The 25689-nt window shown below is 61.5% G+C and carries 21 protein-coding genes; 9 read left to right on the top strand and 12 right to left on the bottom strand.

The features are described from left to right. Window positions 1-126: 126 nt before the first annotated feature. A complete protein-coding gene (locus K6T36_RS11260) occupies window positions 127-762 on the top strand; it encodes an IS6 family transposase (protein ID WP_222920972.1) in 636 nt (211 codons plus the stop codon). Window positions 763-941: 179 nt separating this feature from the next. Here K6T36_RS11260 and K6T36_RS11255 read toward each other — a convergent pair whose 3' ends face one another. Beyond that, on the bottom strand, window positions 942-1802 hold the full coding sequence (locus K6T36_RS11255; protein WP_222921366.1) for an OB-fold nucleic acid binding domain-containing protein: 861 nt from the start codon (window positions 1800-1802) through the stop codon (window positions 942-944). 727 nt (window positions 1803-2529) lie between these two features. Here K6T36_RS11255 and K6T36_RS11250 point away from each other — a divergent pair. After that, the gene (locus tag K6T36_RS11250; protein WP_222921365.1) at window positions 2530-3822 is read left to right on the top strand and encodes a PQQ-binding-like beta-propeller repeat protein; all 1293 of its coding nucleotides are present in this window, start codon (window positions 2530-2532) and stop codon (window positions 3820-3822) included. Between the two features lie 29 nt (window positions 3823-3851). Here the strand turns inward: K6T36_RS11250 and K6T36_RS11245 are convergent, their stop codons facing one another. After that, window positions 3852-4151, bottom strand: coding sequence for a hypothetical protein (locus K6T36_RS11245; RefSeq protein ID WP_225935106.1), 300 nt, complete (start codon window positions 4149-4151; stop codon window positions 3852-3854). Between the two features lie 312 nt (window positions 4152-4463). Here K6T36_RS11245 and K6T36_RS11240 point away from each other — a divergent pair, with 312 nt between their 5' ends. Beyond that, a complete protein-coding gene (locus K6T36_RS11240) occupies window positions 4464-4649 on the top strand; it encodes a hypothetical protein (protein ID WP_222921364.1) in 186 nt (61 codons plus the stop codon). 277 nt (window positions 4650-4926) lie between these two features. Continuing rightward, window positions 4927-6054 carry an MFS transporter gene (locus K6T36_RS11235; RefSeq protein WP_225935230.1) on the top strand — a complete coding sequence of 376 codons (1128 nt, stop codon included), beginning with the start codon at window positions 4927-4929 and terminating at the stop codon, window positions 6052-6054. A gap of 132 nt (window positions 6055-6186) precedes the next feature. Here the strand turns inward: K6T36_RS11235 and K6T36_RS11230 are convergent, their stop codons facing one another. Then, window positions 6187-6516, bottom strand: a complete 330-nt coding sequence (locus K6T36_RS11230) for a hypothetical protein (RefSeq protein ID WP_222921362.1) — start codon at window positions 6514-6516, stop codon at window positions 6187-6189. A gap of 1391 nt (window positions 6517-7907) precedes the next feature. Further along, window positions 7908-8138, bottom strand: a complete 231-nt coding sequence (locus K6T36_RS19190; protein ID WP_222921361.1) for a HalOD1 output domain-containing protein — start codon at window positions 8136-8138, stop codon at window positions 7908-7910. Between the two features lie 226 nt (window positions 8139-8364). Between K6T36_RS19190 and K6T36_RS11220 the strand changes: the two genes are divergently transcribed. After that, window positions 8365-9696, top strand: a complete 1332-nt coding sequence (locus K6T36_RS11220) for a PQQ-binding-like beta-propeller repeat protein (RefSeq protein ID WP_225935105.1) — start codon at window positions 8365-8367, stop codon at window positions 9694-9696. A gap of 159 nt (window positions 9697-9855) precedes the next feature. Beyond that, window positions 9856-10671, top strand: a complete 816-nt coding sequence (locus K6T36_RS11215; protein WP_222921360.1) for a DUF429 domain-containing protein — start codon at window positions 9856-9858, stop codon at window positions 10669-10671. Here the strand turns inward: K6T36_RS11215 and K6T36_RS11210 are convergent. Beyond that, the gene (locus K6T36_RS11210) at window positions 10626-10985 is read right to left on the bottom strand and encodes a DUF7558 family protein (RefSeq protein WP_222921359.1); all 360 of its coding nucleotides are present in this window, start codon (window positions 10983-10985) and stop codon (window positions 10626-10628) included. The two genes, K6T36_RS11215 and K6T36_RS11210, sit on opposite strands and share 46 nt — an antisense overlap. Continuing rightward, window positions 10982-11272 (bottom strand): DUF8069 family protein, encoded by a 291-nt coding sequence (locus tag K6T36_RS11205; RefSeq protein ID WP_222921358.1) that lies wholly within the window; start codon window positions 11270-11272, stop codon window positions 10982-10984. Before K6T36_RS11205 ends, K6T36_RS11210 begins: the two co-directional genes overlap by 4 nt. A 318-nt stretch (window positions 11273-11590) precedes the next feature. Here K6T36_RS11205 and K6T36_RS11200 point away from each other — a divergent pair, with 318 nt between their 5' ends. Next, window positions 11591-15067, top strand: coding sequence for an ATP-binding protein (locus K6T36_RS11200; RefSeq protein ID WP_225935104.1), 3477 nt, complete (start codon window positions 11591-11593; stop codon window positions 15065-15067). Between the two features lie 492 nt (window positions 15068-15559). Here the strand turns inward: K6T36_RS11200 and K6T36_RS11195 are convergent, their stop codons facing one another. Continuing rightward, window positions 15560-15988, bottom strand: coding sequence for a TRAM domain-containing protein (locus tag K6T36_RS11195; RefSeq protein ID WP_222921357.1), 429 nt, complete (start codon window positions 15986-15988; stop codon window positions 15560-15562). A 149-nt stretch (window positions 15989-16137) separates the two neighbouring features. Between K6T36_RS11195 and K6T36_RS11190 the strand changes: the two genes are divergently transcribed. After that, a complete protein-coding gene (locus K6T36_RS11190) occupies window positions 16138-17778 on the top strand; it encodes a hypothetical protein (protein WP_222921356.1) in 1641 nt (546 codons plus the stop codon). A 458-nt stretch (window positions 17779-18236) separates the two neighbouring features. On the opposite strand, the gene K6T36_RS11185 is transcribed toward K6T36_RS11190, so the two are convergent. Further along, entirely contained in the window at window positions 18237-19142 is a 906-nt protein-coding gene (locus K6T36_RS11185; RefSeq protein WP_222921355.1) for an ABC transporter substrate-binding protein, read from the bottom strand. Between the two features lie 420 nt (window positions 19143-19562). On the opposite strand from K6T36_RS11185, the gene K6T36_RS11180 reads away from it, so the two are divergent. Next, window positions 19563-20447 (top strand): IS1595 family transposase, encoded by an 885-nt coding sequence (locus K6T36_RS11180; protein WP_222921354.1) that lies wholly within the window; start codon window positions 19563-19565, stop codon window positions 20445-20447. Window positions 20448-20791: 344 nt separating this feature from the next. On the opposite strand, the gene K6T36_RS11175 is transcribed toward K6T36_RS11180, so the two are convergent. The 4 genes from K6T36_RS11175 to K6T36_RS11160 are packed head-to-tail and all read right to left on the bottom strand — an operon-like array spanning window position 20792 to window position 25652. Further along, the gene (locus K6T36_RS11175; protein ID WP_225935103.1) at window positions 20792-20989 is read right to left on the bottom strand and encodes a hypothetical protein; all 198 of its coding nucleotides are present in this window, start codon (window positions 20987-20989) and stop codon (window positions 20792-20794) included. A 20-nt stretch (window positions 20990-21009) separates the two neighbouring features. Next, window positions 21010-22560: a TrkH family potassium uptake protein gene (locus K6T36_RS11170; RefSeq protein WP_222921352.1), complete on the bottom strand. Its 1551-nt coding sequence runs from the start codon at window positions 22558-22560 to the stop codon at window positions 21010-21012. A gap of 60 nt (window positions 22561-22620) precedes the next feature. After that, window positions 22621-23307 carry a potassium channel family protein gene (locus K6T36_RS11165; protein ID WP_222921351.1) on the bottom strand — a complete coding sequence of 229 codons (687 nt, stop codon included), beginning with the start codon at window positions 23305-23307 and terminating at the stop codon, window positions 22621-22623. Between the two features lie 5 nt (window positions 23308-23312). Continuing rightward, window positions 23313-25652, bottom strand: a complete 2340-nt coding sequence (locus K6T36_RS11160) for an amino acid permease (protein WP_222921350.1) — start codon at window positions 25650-25652, stop codon at window positions 23313-23315. Window positions 25653-25689 lie beyond the last annotated feature (37 nt).

The raw sequence follows: 25689 nt of genomic DNA, 5'->3' as shown, positions 1-25689 counted from the left end.
TCGTTTTCATTGTTTGCTACCGTACAGTAGCAAACACTGTGTGGAGTTTTATAAAACTGCCGGCGGGTGAGATGGCGGTGTTCAGATAAGGATGAAGAGTGAGGCGGAACGATTTTTGAGTGATCAATGCTCGAAATCGCCCGCCTCGACGGAGGTAGCGATTGCTTCGAGTTAGATTTTGTGGAGCGAGAGGCGACACCCGAGCCGGCGATGAAGCTCGGTATCCGACTCCATTTGGCTGGACTATCACTTTCGGATACCGTTTCAATTCTCGATAGGTTGGGTGTCGACCGCTGTCGAACGACCGTTCACAACTGGGTTCAGAAGGCCGATCTACAGCCCCTCGATGGCGCCAATCCGGATCACGTCGCGGTTGACGAGACCGTGATCCAGCTCAACGACCAACGGTTCTGGCTGTACGCTGCCGTCGATCCCGACACGAATCGTTTGTTGCACGTGAAGCTCTCTCCGACGAGAAATCAAGCGATTACCGAGATGTTTCTTGCGGAACTCCGCGACAAACATCTCGTCGATGACGCGCTCTTTCTCGTCGATTCCGCACCGTGGCTGCAAGCGGCACTTCACCGACACGGCCTCGATTACAGATACGAAAAACATGGTAATCGGAATGCCGTTGAACGTGTCTTCAGAGAACTAAAACGACGAACTAACCAGTTCTCAAACTGTTTTAGCCACGCCGAAGCAGACACCGTCGAAAATTGGCTTCAAGCGTTCGCCTTCGCATGGAACCAGCTTATCTGAACACTACCGGTGAGATGGGTAGTGCCCGGACAAGCTGATTCTATGCGAAAGGATAAGTCGACAGCTCAGGGTCGTGGCTGCGCGCACAGCGACCGGAGGGAGCGAGCACGGAGCGGTGGGCGGGGCGGCGGGGCTTGGGTTGGTCCGGCCCACAATAAAAAGAGAGTCTCCCGATCAGCCTACTCCCACCAGCGACCGCGCTCGGGGAAGTGGATCGATGTCGACCGGGTCACGGCCAGCGAGACGCGCCCCTCGTACCAGTTCCGGGCCGCACCGCGGATCCGAACCCGTTCGCCCTCGTCCATCCGGGGGGCGTTCGATTTCTTCCACACCGTCACACGGGTCTTTCCCGTGTCGTCCGCGACGAGCCCGACCTGCGCGATGCTCGGATGGGAGGGATCCCACAGTTCCTCGACGCGACCCGCGATGCTCACCTCCGTGCGCGAAACCGCCTCCAACTCGTCGATGGGGACGACCGTCCCGGGCCGGCGCCGCTCGGCCTCGGTTACGGCCACGCTCGCGCTCAGGACGCTCTTCCCGCGGTGCACCTGCTCGGCCAGCCGCCGACTCACGGCCGCTCGCGTCCCGCTCTCGCGCACCTCGCTCGCGATCCGCTCGGCTTGCTCGTTTACCGCCGCCACCTGGTCACGCTCCAGTTCCTCCCGGGGGTCCGTCGTCGGGTCGAACGCCGGATCCACGCTCGCCGCCCGCTCGCGAAACGCGCGCTGGCTCTGTGTCGCCCGCCGGCCCGCGCTCACCCGACTGCCCTGCTCGCGCAGCGACGACTGCGTCCGCCGTCGCTCGCGCGTCCGCTCCTTCTCGGCCTCCCGGGCCTCCCACTTCTCCTCGGCTTCCAGCGTCATCCCGTACGGGTGATCCAGCTCGTCCGTGTCGGCGACCTTCTCGATCGCCTCCGAATCGACTTTCGCCTGCGTCCGCAACTCGACCGTCGCCTGCAGCTCCGGGCTCTCGTCCGCGATGTCCTGATTCCCGCTCGATACTGCCGAATCCTTTTCATCGAAGACACGATTACGTTCCACTGCTGTCTCCGAAGGCGCTCACGACGCGCCCGACACCCCGTGTTCCAGCACGGGGATTTCCTCACAAACCGACCAGTCACGACTGCGCGCTCTCGCTCGCGCCTTCGCGAGCGCCCTGTGGGCGCGAGCGAGAGCGCGCCCGCGACGGCGACCCCACCCAGCGCCGCGCGCCGACCCGCCCGGAGCGAGCGACCAGCGGAGAAAGCGTGGGGGGTGAGCAGCCACGCCGCGCAACCCCCCACGCTTTCCCGCTGGCGCCGAGGGCACATGCACTTCAGCCCGGAACGGGCGCGGGCAGTGCGGAGAGCGCCCGCATGCCCGGAATGGTCGGTCGCGAGCGAAGCGAGGCACGACCGTTGCGTGGTCGACCGACGGGAGACCACGTCAGCGAGCGGGGAGCACCGCGACCCGCGAGCAGGGAGCGCCTCGATGCGAACGGCGACCGCAGGGAGCCGTGAGCCAAGCGGAGGGCGGCAGCGGCGAGCGGGGCGGGCCGTATCAATCACACTAGCCAACCGATTGAGAGCGCTGGCCCCACAACAGTTCCGGGTGGGACTGAAAGGGGCCGGGCGTTCGACGTGCCCCCACGACGCAAGCACCGTAGGAACGAGGCGTGCAGCGGTTCGCGGCCGGCGAGCGTCCGGGAGCTTTCGAGGCGGTCCCAATTGACGCGAACAACTGTTTGTCCCTCCAGAAGACGTTTCTCCCAGCTCGAGCCACTGAGAATATGGCTCCGCTGACGCGTCGACAGCTCCTCCAACAGACGGTAGCCGGTGGAGGTGTCCTAGCCTTCGCCGGCTGTACCACCCCGAACGTTCCCGGAATCGCTGACGGAGAGTCAGTTCCGAAACCATTCACGAACGACGCGTACACTGGGAGCTACACGACGGCCGGCCGCTGGGTGCAGGACGGTCACGATGGCGGTCGAACCGGAAACGCCGCCACCACAGTCCCACAGGGCGACATCGACATTGCCTGGCTTCGCCGTCCAGGGACCGACCCCCATAGCTCAACGGCACCGATCGCCGGCTCGGGCCGAGTCTACATCGCCTATGTAGAATCACCGGATGATGCCGAGTACTCGACAACCCACCTTGCAGGGTTCGACGCCGAATCCGGCGAGCAGCAACTCGACGTGGATCTCGGAATCGGCCGTGCCGTCGGCCTTGCGCTCGTTGACGAGACACTTCTGGCCGTCACCCGCGGCCCGGACTACGAGCAGGCGACGCTAACAGCCCTTGCCCGCGACGACGGGTCGACCCAGTGGACGGACACGATTCCGGATGTAACTGGCTCGCCAGCAGTTGTGGACGAGACGTGCTACCTGGCGACGCGAGACGAAGATAACGCGGTGTACGCCTATACGCTGGATGGCACCCAACAGTGGCGTACAGCCATCGCTGGCGAGTGCTACACGGCACCCTGTGCCGACAGCGAGGGAGTCTACGTCGGATTAACTGACGGCCGCATTGCCGCACTCGATGCGACGACCGGGGATCGACGGTGGAGCAAACAGATCGCCACCCCAGACGAGTGTTGTCCGGACATTCAGGGCACCCCGACGGTCGCCGACGGCCGTCTGTACGTCCCGGGCATCGCCGAGGAACTCGTCGCCGCCGAGACCACCGATGGAACCGTGCTGTGGCGGACGACGGTGGTCGACGACGATTACGGCAACGCGATCCCGTCACCGGTCGTCACCGCCGAGACAGCGTACGTGAACACCCATCACGGTGGCGTCGTCGCGATCGACACTGCTGATGGCTCGATTCGGTGGCGCTCGGCCGAAAGCGGCGATAACCAACCGCCTGCCGCCGGCGACGGTGGTGTGATCGTTCCACGGAATGACTCCGTCGTTGCCTACGAGACGAGTGACAGCCGAGCGTGGACCATCGAGATCACCGTCCCCGATATCGGGATGGCTGGCTACGTCATGGACACACAGGTCGCACTGGCACACGGGATGTGTTACGTCGGAATCGCTGATGGGCGGATCTACGCAATCGGGAGCCGCGAGTAGCAGCGCAACGGTGGCTGGCAAGAAACTAGCTACACCCCGTGATCGTCGGGCTCCGCGTATCTGTTCAAAAAGCGAGCGACCAGCGGATCGATATCCACTCCGCGTTCACGGAGCGTCCGCTCGCTGGTGTGCTGTCCATCCGGCAGCTTCGCTTTGGCGTGGGCGATGCGTTCGGTCGCTTCACGGAACTGTCGGAACGGGTCCTGGCCACTGTCCCAGTACTGGTCGCCCGCGATCGTCGTACACCCCACGAGGGCGTTCGCGCCGATATCGAGGGCGAGGATGTCCATCCCCCTTTGCGTCACCTGTTCAGCCTCGGAGACCGCCATCGGTCATCGAGCTTCCATCTGACGGTTCACCTGTCGCTGGCAGTGGTATCACATCTCGAATCACCTGTGCTGTGCAGGCACGACCGAGTGCGCCTGCACTCTGTGAAGGCGCAAAAAAGCACCACCGAACCGCAGAGTCGGAATCGAATTTTGTATAGAAGTTGTCACATCCCGATCGAAGTGGGAAGGACAGATGAACGATGGAGAGAGTTAGGTCGCAACATCTCTGATTCTCGTCAGAATCCCGTGACCGAGACAGAGAGTGAACTGACCAACCCAAGCACTATAGAGAAGTCTCAAGTAGTATAGAATATGAGCCGGTTCGAGGAAATGGCGGTTCTCGATATGCAGTTTAGAATCCTCCTCGCCACTACCGGATTGGCGTTTTTCGGCGTTGGATACACCCTATACGTCGTGTTTGAATCCGCTGCCGGGTTCGTGATCGGTGGGATGGTTGCGATTGTCGTGGCGTACCTTACTGCTAAACGGCTTCCATAGCACGTTCAATACGCAGTCCCGGCGTACCAGTCGGGTTATTTGTGGCCATTCTGCAAGAGGAGCGGTCAGCGAGAGATCAAGGGCCCGTCACCTCGATCGTCCCCGTATTTCCCTCCCGGCGAATCGATAATAACAGGACATACGTGTCGGCTCGCCATCGGCCGAGGTGGAAATGGCTGGGCGTGTCGGAAACTGGAGTACTCGAGTGATCTCCGGTCCCATCCTGAAATACTATCTCTACAAATCCACGAAAGCCGTCGAGTTTTACCGGCCGGTTATGTATCTCTTCTTTCTCGCTCAGGGACTCTCGTTTACCCAGATCGCGGTTCTCGAAGCGATCTACAACTTGACAACGCTGCTCGGGGAGATCCCGACCGGCTACGTCGGCGACCGTGTGGGACGACGCAACAGCCTGCTCCTCGGAACCGCGTTGATCGCAGTGACGCTGTTCGGTATCGGGCTTTCAAACTCGTTTCTTCCGTTGGCGGGGCTCTACGTCTGCTGGTCGATGGGGTACAACTTCCGCTCCGGCAGCGAGGACGCGTGGCTCTACGACACCCTTACCGACGACCTCTCGGAGGACGAGTTTGCCCATGTCAGAGGCCGTGGCGAGTCGGCGGCGTTGGCTGTCGGAGCGGTGGCAGCGATTCTCGGCGGCTATCTCGGGAGTATCGACCTCTCGTACCCGTGGTTCGTCGCGGCGGGCGTCACGAGCATCGGCGTCGCGGTACTGCTGACGATCGACGAACCCGAGACGTACAAGCAGACTGCGACCGACACACTGAGTCTTCGCCGCACTGTTCAAATCGTGCGGGATGTTCTCGCTCGTCGTCAATTGCGTGCGTTCCTGCTGTATTACTACGTACTGTACGCTGCGGTGACGTACCTCGTGTTCGTCTTCCTCCAACCGATCTTCGAGACGGTCGTCCTCGACCTCGGGGTCCCAGCGCCGCAGGTCGAAGCGTTGTTGGGGTGGTTCTATGCAGCGTACAGTCTCGTCGGTGCAGGCCTCAGCTATTACACGGGGGCGATCAAGGAGACGGTCGGCGTTCAAACGTGGTTTCTGGTCATCCCGTTCGCTGTCGGCGGGGCGTTGGTCGGGATGTACTTCCTGCCCGTCCTCGCGCTCCCGACGTTCCTCCTCATTCGTGGGGTGTCCGACGTCACCCGTTCGTTCGCCGGCCAGTACATCAACGACCGCGTCGAAACGCTCGGGCGGGCGACCGTGTTGAGTGCGATGGCGATGGTCAGCGGCCTAGCTGTCATCCCCTTCCAACTCGGGAGTGGCGTCATCTCCGACGCCGTCTCACCGCTGTTTGCGCTCGGAGTCGGTGGAGTAGTTCTCGTCATCGGAGCAGCGGCGATTCTCCTGTGGGGAGGGCCCCTCATCGCAGAGTCGGGGTGACCATGCGGTCCGCGAACAGTGCCAGGCTCGCAGTCCCGACCAACCAGTCGTCCTATTCGGGGGCGTTCTGGAAGCAAGCACGGTCAGCGATATATACAGTGAATGTACCAGTCATCTCATTCACAGTGTGGGTTACAGCCACCCGTCGGGCAGTTCGTCCTCGTGGGCAGCGAGCATCTCCAGTAGCGGACGGATCTCCTCGAAGTTCGGACCCTTCGAAACCTTGTTCGTGTCCCGGTTCCACGTGATGAACCCGTACTCCTCCAGTTTCGGGAGGTGGACGTGCTTCATCCCGATGAGCCGTTCAACTTCTTCCTCGTTCGATTCGGACGAATCGATCTTTACTGATTCATCGTCCTGTGGGTTGTGAACGAGTAGTGCACGCAGCAACTTCCGACGCTGGATGTGCCCGAGAGCATCGAGACTGTCATCGAGTGTACGCTTGTCTTGGGCGCTATCCACACCGTCCGAATGCGCCCCAAGCGGAAGTAGTCCGTCAGCATTGCTTCAATTGTGAGTGCTGATTAAGTGGGTAACACTAGAACGAGTTTGGTGACCGGACGCGATGACCTCGACGTTGGATACGCAATCCCGGCCTATCAGTCGTTTTAGTTGGGGGCGTTCTGGAAAGAAGAGCGGTCAGCGATAGATACAGAGAAAGCACTTACCAATTAGATAGCTATCAGACATATGGTCCAATCTCGACGCTCGGCTCTCCGATTGGTTGGGGGAGCAGTGGTCTGTACACTTGCCGGGTGCGCTACTACGCCGACAGAGAACGGTACATCTGATGAATTGGCCGATACTCAAAGTCCGACTACTAGCGAACAGAAGACCGGTGAGACGGCTCAATCGCCTCACTCCAGAGTGACGGATTCAACTCGGAAGGAGGGCGGTTCTCGCGAGTGGGAAGTACCATTAGAGGTAAACTCAACAAAAGAACCCTTCGTCACGTTTCGCGTTGGAGATCGGGAGGACCTCCCAAGCGAGATTCGCCCGCACTACGTTGTGGTTGAGAATCAGCAAGATAGTGCCCGACAGATTGCACTCCGAATCCAAGACGAGAAGGCCTCACAGCCTGCTATCGACACTAAATTACAGTTCCCCTCTCAGGGGATCGCCCAAATCGGGATTATGGTACCTTCAGCGTATGATAACTCCATTACTGTCTCAAAGGAAACAACTGAACTCACCGTACCGCAATCAGCATTCGATTGTAACGATTCTGCAACCGGTGTGTATGTACAGCCCGATGGAGGAGTTGAACATTCGTTTGTTTCAACAGCGATGGGATGTAGTACCGAAACTGAATACTGAAAGGTCTCGCCACACTATCGCTGTGAGATACGCAGTCCCGACCTACCAGTCGTCCTATTCGGGGGCGTTCTGGAAGGAAGCACGGTCAGCGATAGTACAGACGATTTCTTTCACGCTGGTGGCTTCGCCGGATCCTGCTGTGTGCGTCGACGATACACGAACACGATGAGGCCGATTCCGATGAGAGCGGCAAGCAGTCCTGGAACCAAGTAGAAGAGATTCGGAGTACATGAACCTCCAGAACTGAGGTTCGGACACATTGGCCGTTGAAACGCCCACCAGATGGGTGGAATGCTGGCGATGAGACTGAGAGCGCCGAGACCTTGGAGCACTCGCGTCCGAACCATATCAATGACAATACACAGACGAGAGTAAAGCTATTTTGAGGATCACCGATTCACTTGACCGACTTACAGTTTAGATCTGCCAGTCGTTCTACTTGGGGCCGTTCTGGACGGAACAGCAGTCAGCAATAGAGACAGAAAACCCATATTTTCCGTTGGGGTCAGCATAGGTGTTGTATTTCGAGATGTGAGTTACGCGGCTTCGACAGTGAGGTATTCATTGTTGTAGACATCAATCAGAGAATTACTGAAAGCGAACGAAACGCGACTATTGCACTGCATTGTGAATATCCGATTCAATGCGTCAGGATCTACTGACTCGTAGAGTAGCGGAAGCTCAGTGATAGCGGTGTCCTCGAACTGACTAACACACCTAAGAACGGCTTGGCTGACCGACTCCCCTGCACCAATCTCGTATTCCACACTGAAGTATGGATTTCTCTAAGGTATAGAATCCAACGAATTTCATTCAAGTCCTCAACCATAATACAAACACGCAAGCTCGTTCTCACGGAGCATTCACAATCCAATCGAGTGATTTCAGTATTGCATTCAATACGGCGGTCTCGACAGGGATAGGGTACCAAGAGTGTTCAGGGATCGTTTGTGTCTCCAGAAAACGTATCCCGCCATCCGAACATGCTGACGCATGCGCCGCCGAACGCTCCTCGCGACGGTAGGTGGCGGTCTCGCGGGTGGGATCGCTGGCTGTCTCTCCTCTCCCCGTCGTGGGTCCGGCACCCCGAACGGGGAGGACCCCTCCACCGACGTCACGATCCCGGCAGGCACCTGGCCACAGATCGGCTATGATAGCCAGCACACCCGTCACACACCGGATGCACGTGGCCCGCGAGACGACGCGACGATCGCATGGCGGAGCCTCGGTGACCGCCCCGTCTACCCACCCGTCGTTGACGACGCCCTCTATCTAACCGAAGCGTGGACTGGTGGCACCGCGTTTACACTCTCCGCCGAAGACGGCCAACAGCAATGGTCCAACTCGGAGCTGCCGCCGATGCGGTGGGCGCCGGCCCTCCACGACGATCGGCTGCTCGTCATCACACGGGAAGCGGGGAACGTCGTCCGGCTGCATGCGTTGGATGTAGCCAGCGGCGACCAGGAGTGGGTTCGAGAACACGAGATTACCGCCTCCAGCGGCGAGCATCCGCCGATCAGTCCGACCGTCCGAGATGGCGCCCTCTATCTCGGCTCGAATCGTGGGGTGATCAGGTGTGACGCGGCGACCGGCGATATCGACTGGACGGCACCGCTCGGCCCGCACGTCGTCGAGACGGAGAATGGACCGACGTGGCGCACCGACTGGGCAAAGCCGGCAGTCACCGCCGATCGTGTGTTCACGTTCGATATGAACGAGAGTTATCGAGCGACGCGGGAGGTGTATGCGGTAGATCGCCGGACCGGCGATCGGGAATGGACCGCCAGGTTGGACGCCGGCGACGGGTGGTACCTCAAAGCACACGCCGTCGCCGGCGCCGACCACGTCTTCGTCTCGGCCCTGAGGCCGCACGTGTCCGCAGGATTGGATGACTCCCCATGGTCGGGGGCGGAACGACTGTTCGCCCTTGAGGCCGCCTCGGGTGAGGTCGCGTGGGACTGGACGCTCCCGAAGAAGACGCTAAGCCCGCCAGCATACGCGGACGGGACGCTGTACGTGAGTGAGTGGTACCCCGATGCCGACACTGGACGGTTACACGCTCTTGACGTCAGCGACGGGAGCAACATATGGACATACGAGACCGACAACGGGGCTGTCCTATCGCCGACTGTCGCGGGGGATACGGTGTACATCGGTCAGGGTGAGGAACTTGCAGCCGTCGCACGGGCGGACGGGACACGCCGCTGGCGACTGGAGATCGGCGAGCGGTCTGGCCCACCGGTTGTCGTCGGGGAGACGGCGTACATCCAGACGAACCCGGGCCACAATTACCAGAGCCGACTGCTAGCAGTTCGTGAGCCGTAATTTTGGTGATCGGGCGCGGGCGGTGCGGAGAGCGCCCGCACGCCCGGAATGGTCGTTCGCGAGCGGCGCGGAGGGCGGAAGCGGCGAGCGGCGCGAGCCGAAAACGTGTCACCGGTCCGAACCCGAACCGCTTTGCGTCGGCCGTCGGCAAACCACCGCATGTCGACGACACCATGGCAGCATATCGGCGTGGACTGGGACTCTGGAGCGTGGGTCGCAGTCGGCTATCCGACGGATGGAGAGCCCGCCGTCGAGATCTTCGAAACGATCGACGAGCTGTGGCAGGAACACGGCGATAGCGCCGACCGGATCGTCGTCGACATCCCGATCGGTCTGTGCGGGTCACTTGACGACCCAGGCGACTGCCTCAAACATGACGAAACGCTCTCCCGACGATGTGATCGCCTCGCTCGCAAGGTGATCGGTCCCCGCTCGTCGTCGGTGTTCCCGTCCCCCTGTCGCGCGGCCGTCGACGCGGCGAGCGATGACGCGACAACCTACAGCGAACTCAGTGAGACGAACCGGGACCACACGGGAAAGGGCCTCACGCAACAAGCCGCAAGCATTACCGAGGGAATCCAGCAGGTCGATGCGTTGCTGGAGAACACGGCCGCAGACGAGACGGTCGTCGAGGGGCATCCAGAAGTCTGCTTCAGAGCGTTTGCCGACGAAGACCTCCAGTTCAACAAGTCGACCGTCCAAGGAATGGTTACGCGATTGGATGTGATGGCGGCGAGTACCGAGTACGAACCGGGTACGTGGCGGGACTTAGCCCGCCAGCTCGACGGGAATCCGGGTATCGGGACCGACGACCTAATCGACGCTCTCGGACTGGCGCTAACAGCTCGGGCTGGTCCTGACGAGTTTCAGACTCTCCCGAACGCCGATCCGCTCCCAACCGACGCAAAAGGGCGACCGATGCGGATAGTCTATCGCCGGTCGGAGCCGTTCGCGGTCGAGCCGTCCACGAACTGAACAGCATGATCCTCGGGGTCGCGCGTCCAGTGTGTCGCCGGCCCGTCCGGGCTACACTCGCCACACAGTCGGATCACACCTTCGAGACGGCCGACCTCGACGCGGAACGACGTGAGCGCCGCCGCGGTATCGAAGCCGAGCCCGCAGCCGTCACAGGCGACCAGGTCTGCCCGTTGTGCCGTCCGCTCGCGAACCGCACAGTCGACACAGATCGGATGCGTCACGAGTTCGTCAACGCCCCACGTGTGCGCGGCCCCGACATCGACCCTGGGACCTGCGTCACAGAAGGCACAGCCGGTCACGGTGCGTCTCATTCGTCCACCCCGCCGCCGGTTCGTGCGGTCGCCCAGCCGCGGTGAAACGCCGCCAACTGGCGCCGCGACCGGAACGCGACGCCGGTCGGGTCGTGGACGAACACCTGCGGATCGGGACACGCCGTGACGATGTCGGCATCGATGAGATCGTCGACGAGCTCCCGAGCGAACGCCGCGGTCACGTCGGCCGTTTCGGCCCGGTCGGCATCCCGGTCCCGGGCGAGCTGTTCGCGTTCGAAGCGGTCGGCGTCTGTACTCATGTCCTCGAGTCGATCTGGTCCGGTCATGTGCGTACTCGGCACGCGCTCGGGCGCGCCGCATCCGTCGCGGCGCCGACAAACCGCCACGCGGGCGGGACCGCCCGGGGCCGACCGGTCGCTCCGGCCCGGCCGAGGCAAGCACCCACGGCGCGCAGCGAGGCCCGGCCGGGCGAGCGGGCGGGGGCGGGCACCCCGTTTCACCCCACCGAACACTGTGTCCCGCCGTGAGTACTTCGCCGGTCACCGAGAGCGACCCGTATGATGCAGATCGTTCGACCGACGGCTGCCCCGCACCGGACACTAACCACCTCGGAACCGGATGCCCTCGCACGCGACGACTGACCGATGGCCCCCCGCGTCTACCTCGAGATCACGCCGAGCCCGGACCCGCTGCCGGCCGAGCGGATCACCGACCAGTTCGAGCAGCTCCACCGCGCCCTCGACGACTACACGATCGAGATCCTCCTCACCACCGACGGCGACGATATCGACTACTACCTCGGGACTGAGGCGACGGGGTTCGACGCGCTCCGCCGCGTCGCGAGTCGGCTGCTCCCCGACAGCTACGCGCTCGCCGCCCACGACGCCGATCCCCTCGCCGACCTCCCGACGGATGCCGACGCGATCGCGGAAATCCACGGCGTCGGCGAGCGCCGCGACGACTGGCAAACGCGCCTCCGCCCGCCCGCGCTCTCGGATGCGCCGGAGCAACACGACACCGCCCGCGTCGAGGACGCCCCCACGCTCCCGCTCACCTCCGTCGTGGAAGGGCTGGCCGCCGCCGACTTTCCGACCGCCTACCAGGCGCTGCTCCGACCCAAGCCCGACTGGAGCGGCGAAGCCGAGGCTCGCGTCCGGCGCCTCGACCGCGAGCGCGACACCGTCGGCCAGCGCCTCGCCGGCGCCCTCCTCCCACTCACTGACGACCACGACCCCGAGGCGACGGACCGCCACGCTCCACGCCGGTCGGCCCACCGCCGCGGCGACACCGGCAGCGTCCCGGGCACCCGGATCGACGCGATCCTCGCGAAGTCCGCCCGCAACTGCTACGACCTCAACGCCCGAGTACTCGCGGCCGGCCCGAACGCCGCTCGCCGCGCCCGCGATCTGGCGGCGTCGTTCACCGCCGTCGGGGGCGACTTCTACGACCTGCGGCCGGTCACCCACGACGACCCGGGAGACGCGCTTCGCGAGGCCATCCGGGAGCGAACCCTCCGCGACCCGCCGGCGACGCGCCGGCTGGCTCGCCGTCTCCCATTGGCGAGCAACCGCTCGCCGCGGATCGTCGCCGACTCGACGACCGTCCCCCACGTCGCCCTCCTCGACGGCGCCGCGCTCACCGACACGGCCCGCCGCGCACTCGGCGCGCTCCCCGCCGAGCGAACGGGGCTCGCGCCGCCGCCGGCGGACGCGCTCGCCCGGTACGACCGCGGCCTCGCGATCGGGCGGCCACGAACCAGAGACGGCACCGCGACGGACACGACGGTCGCGCTCCCGCCGTCCCTGCAGCCGTTGCACGTCGCGTGGTTCGGGAAGACCGGCTCCGGGAAATCCACGGCCCTCGTCCGCGCAATCACCGAGAACCACACGGTGACCGACGGGGCGGACATCTGTGTCCTCCCGAAGGGCGACGAGATGGCGACGACCCTCCTCCGAACCCACTACGCCGCACACGGCGACCTCGACGACGTCTACTACTTCGACTGCAGCGAGACGCTGCCGGCGCTGTCGCTGTTCGACATCCGCGACGATCTGGCGGCGGGCGTCCCCCGAACGACCGCCGTGCAGGACGTCACCGACCACTACCTCGAACTGCTCCGGGCGATCACGGGCGCTGAGGCGTTCGACAGCGCCGTCCGCTCGCCGGACGTGATCCGATATCTCGTGAAGGCGCTGTTCGACCCCGAGTACGGCGCCGACGCGTTCGCCCACCGCGACCTGGAGCGGGCCGTCCACCGTTTCCGCAGGGAGGGGGAGCCGCCTCTGGTGAGCGACGACGACCTCCGGGCGATGCTGGCGGGCGTCGCCGAGAACGACCCCCAGGCGTTCGCCCGGATCATGCAGGGCGTCGCGAACCGCGTCGAGAAGGTCCCCCTCGATGATCGCCTCGCCCGCGTGTTCAACCACGTCGCCGGCGACGACCCGGACACGCCGACGTTCGAGCTCGGAAACGTGCTCGACGAGGACGCGCTCGTCGTCATCGACACGGGCGGGGTCCGAGCGAAGAGCCAACAGTCACTCGCGCTCGTCGTGCTGTCGAACCTCTGGAGTGCCCTTCGGCAGCGCCACCGCCGCCGGGACGAGGACGACCTCCCGCTGGTCAACCTCTATCTCGAGGAGGCGGCGGATCTCGCGGTGTCGGAGGTTCTGAGCGACCTGCTCGCGCAGTCGCGAGCGTTCGGGCTGAGCGTGACGCTCGCGATGCAGTTCCCGGGCCAGCTCCGGGAGACGGACCCGGAGGCGTACAGCGAGCTGATGAACAACGTCTCGACGCTCGTCACGGGCAACGTCGCCTTGGACACCCGCCTCCAGCAACGCCTCGCGACCGACGCGATGGGCGCCGAGGCGGTCGGCACCCGCCTCCGAGCGCTCTCCCGCGGCGAGTGGCTCACCACGTTGCCCGCGCCGTTCGACGCCCCCGAGCCACAGCCGTTCGTCGTCGAGTCGCTTCCGCTGCCGCCGGGGCACCCGGAGGCCGACGACGGGCTCTCCGACGCGCGGGCGGCCGCGTTTCGCGCCGAACACGAGACGTGCGTCGCCCGCACGCGGGATGACGCCGGACTCACCCTCGCGGACGCGGGAACGGCGGACACGGTGGGGGATCCCGACGGTCCTGCCCCGGGCACCGACCGGCCGGGGAGCGCGGTCGACTCGGCGCTGCCGACGACCGACCGGCTGCCCGAGGCGGTGACCTACACCGAAGAGGCCCACGCGATCGTGTGTGACACCTGCGGCGCTCGCTACGAGCCGAGCGTCGACGGGATCCGACGTGGCGTCGACTGCTGTGGGGACCGCGCCGACCTCGACCCAGAGCGTGTGCCGGTGTGTACGATCCCACTCACGCTGTCGGAAGGGGAGCGCAACGCGGCCGACTGGACGCACGCGCAACTGCTGTTCCTGCAGGCGGTGTATGCGGCTCAACAGCGCCGCCTTGACCCGCTCGCGTACGACCTGCGTCGCGACGGGATGGACACGCTCCGAGCGGATTGTGGGCTCGACAGCGACGCCGTCGACGAGCTGCTCGGCGCGGGTCTGCTTCGCCACGACGGCGACACGCCCCACACCCTGTACACGGTCACGCCGGAGGGTCGAGTGCTGTTGCGCGAGCCACACCGCGAGGGAGACGCCCATGGCCACGGCGTCGGCGACGTGGCTGAATCCAGCCTCCACACGCTGATGGTGGTGCTGGGGCAGGAGTACATCGAGCAGGCGTTCGTCGACGATGACTCGTCGGCGGCCGTCGAGGCACGTCGTTACTACGACCACCCGAACGGAGAGTATCGGTACGACGCGGTCGGGCTCGACGCGGACGGCGAGATCGTCGTGACGCTGGAGGCGGAACGCACGAACCACGATATCTACCGGGCGGCCCCCGCGGACTACGACAAACTCGCGGCGCCGGATCCGGAAGCGGCGATCTGGATCGCCACCGCGCGGAGCGAGGCCCACGAGGTGTTGACGGCGCTGAACCGACCGGCCGACGGGACGCCGCGGGTCGAGAAGGAGTACAGCGAGAACTCGCCGCCGAGTGCGTGGCGGATCGACGAATCCGGATTCACCGAACTCCACACGGTTTCGACGCTGCAGAATCGGCTCGAATAGCGGCCTAGTGCTCTCGAGCAACGGGTTCTGATAGGGATAGCGTGCCGAGTTGAGAGCATCTATGCAGCACACGGCTATTGTTCGTTCCACTCAAGAAGCGATGAAACTGCTGTCAGGACAAGCATACGACCTATTCATGAGTTCTTTCTATGATTGCATGTATGATCAACATGTGAGATGCGAGCTGTGTGGGGAGGACGCGCTCACTGAACAATATGACATAGATAACTTTACTAGCTATCTGTGCGATGATTGTCGAAAATATGGGAAAGATTACGAACAGAGTAATTTCGGGTTCTTCCACGGGAAACTGAGGGGGAATGGGGAAAGGGTGACACCGTGAGGACGGCTTATTCCCCATCCAAAATACATTAGCTCTACTATATTAAAATACATCCTGTTCGATATGACTCCAATACTTCCTTCAATTTGGGAGAGTTTAGTGGCTGTTGAGAATTTTAACAGAGCCGTAAGGTTCTAGCAGTCAGCGAGTCAGTCGATATATTCAACGACATCCGCGAATCCGACATTTTCTCTCACCGCATCCATCTCAATTCGGACTTTGTCGCCCTCAGAAGCGTCCGGTACGACCACAACGTAGCCGCGGTCCACCTTCGCAATACCATCTCCTTCCTCACCTGTCGACTCTATCTCCACCATACGTTCATCGCCGACTTCTACGGGCGGTCCATCGAACTCCGCTGGTCGAGGCTGACGCTGCCTGTCGTGTCTTTGAGGACGAACCGCTTGTTCAGAGCTGCCTCCGGCCTCCCCATCAGTGAGTACTGCAACACGGTACACCTCGCCGTCTTCAATCTCTCCAAGAGCTATCTCGTCTTTCGGAACCTCCAGTACGTACTGATCCTGTTGTTGCATCACTTCAGCGGTGTACAACGTAAGAAGTCGATCAGATATTTCCATAATCAATCTCGTCGAAGAGTTAGACTGTGTAGTGATTTATCTACCGAAAGAGCGGTGTGAAAAACCGTCAATGGTTGAATTACTGTATTTCTAATAACATCTTCGAGAGCTATCTTGAAGTATATTGGATAGTTATAACTTGGCGACATATGGAACTCCGGGAACTCATCGACAGGGACTGGAACAGCTACGAACGCGACCGATTCATCAAAGGTAGCACTAAAACTAAGACAGATGACTTTGATCCTGAATCCTTCAAGCACGATGGCTTCAGTGATCGGGACGCGTATCTCAACGAATACGTCCCTGCACTTGCCGCCCACGAGCGCCTCAAACAAGAACTCAATAACTTCACCCCTCCTCGGCTTAGCGCGATAAATAACTCACCGTACCAGGCACTCATCATTCGCTACGGGATACTCCGCCAGCTCATCCAGCAGCCCGAGTACAATATGGCGAAAAACGTTCTTTTAGATGCGGTCCAAGACTGGCAACGCACCCTTATCCAATCTAACGACGGCGACTCTTTCCCCGAGAACGACGAACTTCTCCACCTTGCGCAGGCCGCTGTCGACTATAAAAACCAAGTTGATGATTCTGAACTCCACATGGTGTACAGCTACTTTGAGCTCCACAACCGCTCTCATGAAAACAAACGGGACTACTACACGTGGTTGGATTTCTTCCAACGACTCTCAGCTATCGACCGTTTCCCGAAGGTTTCCCGATCAGACAATCCCGAACACGCCATCGATACTATCGAGAAGGGCCTCTGGTCGCTCCAAGAGCAAGCACTCGTGTACGAGGTCACTGACGACGATTACGACGAGCTCGTCGGAATTCCCGAAGACTACGTCGATATCGTCCAAGACTGGCTCTACTACGAGATGTCCGACGAGAACTTCCGACAGATGCTCGAAACACTCGATGTCTTCGACCGTCGATCAATCCTCCTTGAGGCACGAGACAAGTTCGATGTCACCGGGAAGAACTACGGGAAGAACGCGAACCGCCGAGAGAACATTGTCACCGCGGGCGTCTACCCCAGCGAACTGCTAAAAGAAGTCGTCCCGAAGGAGGACCTCAAAGATATCGTCGACGAATACGGACTTGACGCACACAAGCTGAAGACCGACGAAATGGTGTCAGCAATCATCGAGTACTTCGAGCAGTCTCAGAAATCCGTTGAGGAAGGAGAGCCCGCAGTTGACCTCTATTTGGATGCGTTCAAGGATATCGCAGATGGATCGGTAACGTCGGTTCCGCCCCAACTCCAGGACCAAGTCGACGCGGACAACCCCGAGGAAAAACTGGACGTGCTCTTTGAAGATGCAACTACAGAGATCTTCTCTGAGGTGTTCAAACTTGAAGGGACGAACCAGCTCGGCCAGCACTCGACGGGTGTGGTTGCAGACGGAGAAATTGAGCAAGATGGGAAATGGTTACTCTGGGATAACAAGCGTCGCCGCCAGAAATTCCGTCTCGGGAGTGATGCTCGGAGCAAGATCAAGAACTACATCGACACGAAAAATGACCAACACGACGTTGAATGGTTCCTAATTATCGCACCAGACTTCACCGAACAGGCGGAAGAGAACGCCTTGCAGCTGGAGATGCAGGTTGGGACGGACATTCGATTAGTGACGGCGAGTGCGTTCGTAGAATTAGCGGAGTTGTGGCGAGAGGAGTATGCAGACGACGACCGCAAACTACCATTGTCGGTTTTCCGAGGGTCAAAAATATTCGAGGTTGAGAACGCAGATGCACTCCTTCAAACACAATTTGCTTAGTTGTCCTCCTCAACGATACTGGCACCCTCGTAGGCCTCGGCGTCGTCGGGGCGTCCAGTTTCGGAACCCTCAAACCGAACTGGATAGCGGTAGTAAGCGTCAAGATCCTAGTCCGTCCCCATCGCGCCACAATAGAGCCGCCGGACATAGAGACGTGCCCAACTGTCTCCTGTGACCCCTGTCTGAAGCTGAACCGCGGAGGCGTGTTCTTCTGACGGAACATCTCGACGGCACTGCTGCCGACATTATCGTTCTTGTATCCGTCCTGTGTCTCGAAGATGATGATGTCTTGGCGGAGTTGCGACTTGGCGAAGTAACTGGATACCGCGTGGTTCACGGCCTCCCCCTCAGTGCCATATAGCTCCTCTGGAGCAATAATCGGTCGACTTTCCACTACCCTTCAGGCAGTATCTGGACGCTCGGTCCAAAGGACGCAAGTGCGTACCGACCACGACAGCTCAGCTTCCCGTCGAACTTTCGTTCCAATCGCTCGGAACGTACTGCTCGAATGCCGAGGCTTCAGACGGAGTTACCGACCGAAACGCCCGTTCGCCGCCGACCCGAAACTCGTCAATGCGGTCCTGGCCCGACCCCGTGAGATATCCGACGAACGCCATCGCCATCGGATAGGCGACATCGTGGCGGTCGGGATTGACCGGGATGACTGCGTATTCGTTCCGTAGCAATGGTGGAGGGTCCTCGATACCACCTTCGACGTACACGAGTAATTGGTCCTCGATCACGTTGAGAAACGTCCCGCGGTCACACAGGGTGTAGGCCCCCCGCTGAGCAGCCACCGTGAGTGTGTCTCCCATCCCCTGGCCAGTTTCCGAATACCACGAACCGCCAGGCTCGATGGATGTTTCGTCCCACAACAGACGTTCACGAAGATGTGTCCCCGAGCGATCGCCTCGTGACATAAACGGTGACCCGGTGGCTGCGATAGCCTCGAACGCTTCGATCGGCCCCGTTCCGGCGATATCGGCAGGATCGTCCGGCGGCCCGACCACGAGAAAATCGTTCACCATGACTGCCCGGCGATTGACTCCGTCTCCCTCGCGCAGAAAGGCGTCTTCTAACGGCCGAGCATGGACGAGAACAACATCACAGTCACCGTTCCGAGCAGTTTCGAGTGCCGCGCCAGTCCCGCGTGCGATCGCAGCCACCGCTACGCCGAACTCCTGTTCGAACCCCGCGGTCAATTCACCGAGCAATCCGCTGTCATGAACCGTCGTTGCTGTTGCGAGCGTCAGTGGATCGTCAGTCAACGTTGTCGTATCAGAGGCGGGCTTGGCACCACTACATCCCGCGAGAGAGCCGAGGCCACCAGCACCGAACAGTTGGATATACTGTCGCCGATCCACACAAGGCAATCATCCTCGATTATATTGAGTCCTCGGCGGAACAAGTTCGGTTTACATTCACCCCAAATCCATGCTGTGGTGCCGTACTGTCTGGGGTCAATCGAAAGAGCATTGACACAGGGTATGGTTGTTCACACCGATTACTTCGGTAGTATTACGACCGACTCTGCGATTTTACCCGCCCTCAACTGGCCCATTTTGAACGACAGCGCGAGTTCACCTACGCATCGAATCAGAGCCAACTCGACAGGAACGCGAGACACGACGGGAGAAGCATTCGCAGGGCGGCCCCACCGAACCCAAGCCCGATATAGCTCATCAAGAGAACAACGCTCTTCTGTAGGAGATTGTTGATGGCGCTTAGCTGTCGCCGTAGAATCGAAGAGAGCAAGGACACCGCGTCAGCGGTGTCCGTTAGGCATGATTCCGCTAGATGTGTTTGGGTCGGAATCGGTCGCAGCGGACCTGTTGCAGCAGGTTCGCTGGCGTAACGGTGTTACTTGCCCTCGCTGCCGTTCTGACCGAACGGTCAAGAACGGCAGCTATGGGCACTTTCAGCGCTATCTCTGTAAGAATTGCGACCGCACATTCAACGACAAGACCGGCACGATTTTCGCCCATTCGAAAGTCGCGCTCAGGAAGTGGCTGTTCTCGATTTACGCGTTTCTCCGGTTTAACACGAGTCTTCGCCAACTTCAGCTCGAAATCGACGTTCAGTACAAAACGATCTACCAGCGCGTCGAGCGCTTCACGAAGGCGCTCGACGCGCCTTCGCTCGACCTCGTCGGTCCCGTCGAAATCGACGAAGTCTACGTTTCTGCAGGGCTGAAAGGCCGCGAGCGCGACGGTCGGTCGCGCTCGCGTGGCCTGTCCACGCGTGGACGAGGATCGTACGAGCAGGACAAACCGCCGGTGTTCACGATCGTCGATCGCGGCACCGGCAATCGGTATGTGATCCCCGCGAAATCCGCCGATGAATCGACGGTTCGGCTCCTTCTCGCAAACCGCGAGAAGGAGCCACTGACCGTCTACACTGACGGATTTCGTACCTACGACCCACTCGACGAGGACGACGCATTCGACCGCGAATACGTCGTCCACGGCGACGGCGAATACGCGAATGAAGACGTCCACGTCAATACCTGCGAGAGCCACGGATCGTTGCTGCGACCGTGGCTCTCGCCTCATCGAGGCGTCTCAAAAGATAAGCTCACACAGTATCTCCGAGCGTTCCAGCTTCGACGAAAACTACTGCGGAAACCGGGAAGAGAAGCGCTCAAACACGCTATCAAAGCTACGCTGTGAGATCAACAAAGTGCTACACAAGAGCGAGAGAACAAACTGCGACCGTTCGTCTTCGAACCCAGTGAGAAAATAGTAGAGAACGAACGACGATGTCGTCTCAACGATGAACAGACAGACGAGCGTACCCGTCAGCACGAACCCGGGATCGGCCGTCATCGAGAGGAAATGTGCCGGTGCCAATCGACTTTCGACGAGAGTTAAAACACCGCCAATCACGATATATCCCAGGAACGGAACGGCGCTAATGAGCAGTCCCCGAATTCCCCAGATGACACACCAGTGGAACCACCGCTGAAGGAATCCTGCGAATCGCGCTCGCCTTGATCGCGGAGGCATCTCAGTTGTCATCCTGTATTGGATAGTTTTGGTCGAACGCCGCGATACAGCGTGTACCCGAGGAAGGCGGCGATATAGGCTATCGCAACTGCCTCGGTGACGAGCGACCGCCCGAGGACGACGATCAGTCCGATGACGAGGGGCCCGACGAGCAGGAGGAAGTCGAAAATCCGGTCGTCGGCCCCGGCCTCGAACACGGCGGACACGACGGGGATGTCACGCGATCTCATCGGTAGACCCCTCCGTGCTTGAAGATCGTTCGGAGCATCACGAGGACCGGGATGATCTCGAGGCGACCGATCCACATGTGGAAGAGGAACGCGATCTTCCCGATCGTGGGCAGCGAGTCAGGGCCGGTAATCCCCGACGAAAGGCCCACGTTCCCCTGGGCGCTCGCGACTTCGAAGAGGACGTTCGCGAGCGAGTACTCCCCCGACGGCAGTGTGAGCAACAGCAGGAACGTCCCCACGACGAGGAACGTACTCCAGAGGACGACGATGATCGCCGCCTCCATGAATTCGCGACTCGCCTCGTCCTCGTTCAGCCGCCGATTGTTGATTTCCAGTCGACGCACTGCACTCTCGGGGTAGAACACGTCCGCGATCTGGTGGCGAATCCCCTTCGCGAGCGTCAGGCCCCGAATGAGTTTGATGCCGCCTGCGGTCGATCCGGCTGCCCCGCCAACGAACATCCCGAACGTCACCGTGAGTTGGGCGTACGACGGCCACCGACCGAGCGCGACGTTTGTCGCGTCGACGGCCGTCTGGAAGCCCGTACAGGTCGCCGCCGAGACGAACTGGAACAGGCCGTATCGGAGGGCCGCAAACGGTGTCTCATAGGGGCCGGCGAAATAGAGGAACGCCCACAATACTGCCGACCCGATACCCATATAGCCGAACACCCAGCGCGTCTGGAGATCCGAGTAGAAGTTCCGGAGGTCGCCCTGGAGGATGAGGTAGTGGACCGGGAACGCGATGCTCCCCAGCAGCATGATCGGGATCAACACGAAGTCGATCGCGACGCTGTCGTAGGTTGCAATCGAGTTGTCCGTAATCGAGAACCCGCCGGTCGCGAGTCCGGTCATCCCGTGGTTGATCGCCCCCCAAATCGGCATCCCCGCCAACCACAGCGCGAGGATCGAGATGAAGGTGAACAGGATGAAGATCCACCAGATCGTCCGTACTGTCGAGACGATGCTCGGGTGGATCTTCTTCGAGCGAGCCTCACTCTCGTAGAGGGTCAGCGACCCACTGCCAGGCCGGGAGAGAATCGCCGTCGTCAAGACGATCACGCCGACGCCACCCACCCACTCGGTGAACGTTCGCCACCACTGCAGCGTCCGCGGCAGCACCTCCTCGTTGTCGGTCATCGTGAGGCCCGTTCCGGTGAAGCCGCTCATGCTCTCGAAGACGGCGTTCAACGGCTCAGTGAATGCTGCGAGCGTCGCCGTCTGCGCCGGCGTCGTAAACCCCGGCACGCCGAGCTGCACGCTCCACGCGATCAGCAGGAACGGGAGCGAACCGAAGATACCCACGGAAAACCACCCCGACGCGGCGACGATCATGCCGTGGAACCGACCGGGAGCTTCCGCGTCCTGGAATCGGCGATAGAGCACCCAGCCGATAGCTAGCGGAACGAGGGCAGAGACGACGAGCGCAGGGAGCGCGAAGTACTCGCCCCAAACGATCGGCACGACGAGCGAGATGAGGATCAACCCACCGAGCGCCTCCAGGATGCGCCCGAGGTCCCGTCCGACTGTCGCGACGGCCCCGTTCATGCGTCCCTTCTGGTGACTAGTAACTGACTCGGACGGTACTCAGAGAGAATCATGGGCGCCTCACTCCTCCCGGTCCTCATAGTGGCCAAAGATGTCCGTAATCTCCGGGTCAGCTCCGACGCCGGAGTAGACGGTCAACAGATCGCCCACCTGGATCGTCGTCTCACCGCGCGGAGTGATCGGATGATCGTTGCCTTCGCGTTCGATCGCCACGACAAGTATCTCGTCGGTGAGCAGGCCCGATTGAGCCGCTTCGTTGAGTGTCTCCCCCGCGATCGGTGCCTCTTCAGTGACCGTGATCTCGAACACTTCAGCGTCCTCTCCGATCCGCATGAAGTCGACAATTGCCGGACGCGCCACGGCGCGGTACAGATACTCGGCGATAAGTTGTTGGGGATTCTGCATCGTGTTCACACCGATCTGCTCGAACAGCCCCATGTGCTCGGGGTTGTGGACGACCGAGAGGATCGCAGGCACCTCGAACTCCTTCGCGAGCAGGCAGGTCATCACGTTCGTCGCGTCTTGGTCGGTCGTCGAGATGAGGGCGTCAGCTTGTGCTGCCCCCGCATCCGCTAACGTGTCCTTCGACGTCGCGTCGGCGTTCAGCACCAGACAGTCGAACTCGTCGGCCGCGCGGTTCGCTCTGGTCTCGTCGCGCTCGATGACGACGACCTCGTTCCCGGACTTGGTCGCAATATCGATGAGCGGCGTGCCGATGTCGCCGGCGCCGATGATGATGATATACATCGTGATTACACCTCCAATCTCCGCAGCAGCGCTTCACGGACAGACATCGCCGACTCCTCAGGACCGCGGGCCATCACGACTGTCTTGTCTACTTCTTCGCCGATCGTCTCCGGGAGCGACCCGAACACTGCCTGCGAGATCGCGCCGGAGCGAGTCGCCCCAACGCAGATCGTATCGTATTCGGTCGTCGCGTCGAGAATCATCTGTTCGGTATCCTCAGCAACTCTGATCTCGGTCTCGTACGACATGTATTGGATTCCAGCGCGTTCGGCTAACTCCTCGATCACCGCTTCACCACGTTCTGTGGGGGAACTCTCCTCGTCAGTATCCGTTTCCGGGGACTGTACGTTGAGCAGCGTCAGCGAGGCGTCGTCGGCCGCTGCGACGAATTCCGACGCTCGTCGGGCCGCAATCGGCGCGTGTGGACCTCGTCCGGCGAGCACCATGATGTCACCCTCGCCACGCCCACCGTCGGGACCGAGCTTCACGAGGGTCGCATCACACTGTGCACGGCTTACGACAGGGTCGATCGTGGACCCGAGGACGTGCTCACGCCGGCTCCGAGTCCCCTCCCAGCCGAGGAGGACGTGATCCGCGTTCTCCTCCTCGATGACGTCTAGAATGACCGAGCCGGCATTGCGACCGACGATCGCCCGTGTCTGCAGCCCGATATCGAGATCCGCCGCGATGTCGCGAGCGGAGTCCAGCAGTTCCTGTTGCCGTTCGACCCGTTCCTCCTCAAACTCGAGGTCCTGTGAGAGCGATGTCTGGCGGGGGACCTCGATGACGTTCACGGCGATGACCTCGGCGTTCTCGTCTTCGTGGGCGTGCGCGCTGGCCGCCGCCATCCGGAGCAGGTCCTGCTCGGTCTCCGGGTTGGCAACCGGAACCACCACACGGTAGCGGTCGTCACCGTTCGCGACCGCCGGTGGCTCGGGAGCGATCGCCTCGCCGACGAGACTCTCGCTCAGGGCGCGGTCTCGCGCATAGAAGTAGTACCAGCCGATGCCGAAGGCGACGAGCACAGTCCCGATCGCACCGACCGGCGTCGGCGTGACGGGCAGGGCGAGTTCGACCGGTCCGAGTGTGAAGACGGCCGGGACGAACTCGACCGACATCTGGAACAGGACGACCAAACACGCCAGCATCCCGACAACCGGGACGACCGGATACAGAACCGACGGAATCTGGAACGCCGGGTCGTACGCCTCCGGATTCGCCCGGCGCAACACGACGACAGTGACGTGAACGAGGGCGTACGTGACGAGATACATGAAGCTCGCCACCTCGGCGAGCGTCCCGATCCCGACGCCGATGGCGATCAGCATGAGCGTAATAATCCCCGTCGCCGAGATCGCCCGGTAGGGTGTCCGGAACCGTTCGTGGACCTCGTTAAGCCAGTTGACGAGAATCCGGTCACGGCCCATCGCGAAGTTGACCCGAGCGGCCGACAGGATGCTCGCGTTCGCGCTCGAGACGGTTGCCAGGACCGCACCGACGATCATCGCGAGCGCGCCGATCGACCCCATGAATTCGGTCGCAACGTCGGCCACCGGAACCTCGGAGGTCGCGAGCGCCTCGATCGACAGCGTGCCCGTCGAGACGAACATCACACCTACGTACATCAGCGTCGGCGTCACCACCGACGCTATCATCGCGAGCGGGAGGTTTCGACTCGGGTTCTTGATCTCCTCGGCGCTGGTCGCGATCACCTCGAATCCGATGAACGTCACGTATACCGTCCCGATCGTCGCCGCGACCGCCGGCCAGCCGTTCGGATTGAACTCCCCGATAGTCGGGCCACTGATGAACCCCAGCGCGAGGAAGGCCACGATGAGTCCCACGAGCGTCAGGACGATGACGTTCTGCAGCGAGCCTGTCTCCTTGACGCCGTAGTAGTTGACGGCCGTCAACAGTGCCGCCATCACGAGGGCAGCAACTGTAATCCCGAGTTGCCCCCACCCAGCGAGGAAGCCGACGTACTGGCCGAGTCCGGGAAGAAGATACTGACCGAAGCCGATCATATAGAACGCCGACGCGAAGGTGAGCCCGGCCCACATCCCCCAGCCCACGATACTCCCGAAGAACGGGCCGAGCGCACGGTTAACGTAGTAGTAGCTGCCACCGGCCTTCGGCATCCCCGTCGCCAGCTCCGAGAGAGAGAGTGCGGCTAACAGCGACACGATCCCGCCGGCGAAAAACGAGATCATACTGGCCGGACCAGCTTGCTGGGCAGCGATGCTCGGGAGGACGAAAATCCCCGCCCCGATCATCGTCCCCAAGCCGATCGTGTAGGCTTCGAGGAAACCGAGGTCGCGCGCGAGTTCCTGCTCGGTTTCACTCATCGGCACTCACCTCCGCCGTGGATGTCGCTCCGACCGT

Origin of the sequence: Halobaculum roseum, from assembly GCF_019880245.1 — an archaeon.
GTDB lineage: Archaea > Halobacteriota > Halobacteria > Halobacteriales > Haloferacaceae > Halobaculum > Halobaculum roseum.
The sequence above is the reverse complement of the archived record's forward strand: the minus strand, read 5'-3'. Positions and strand labels throughout refer to the sequence as shown.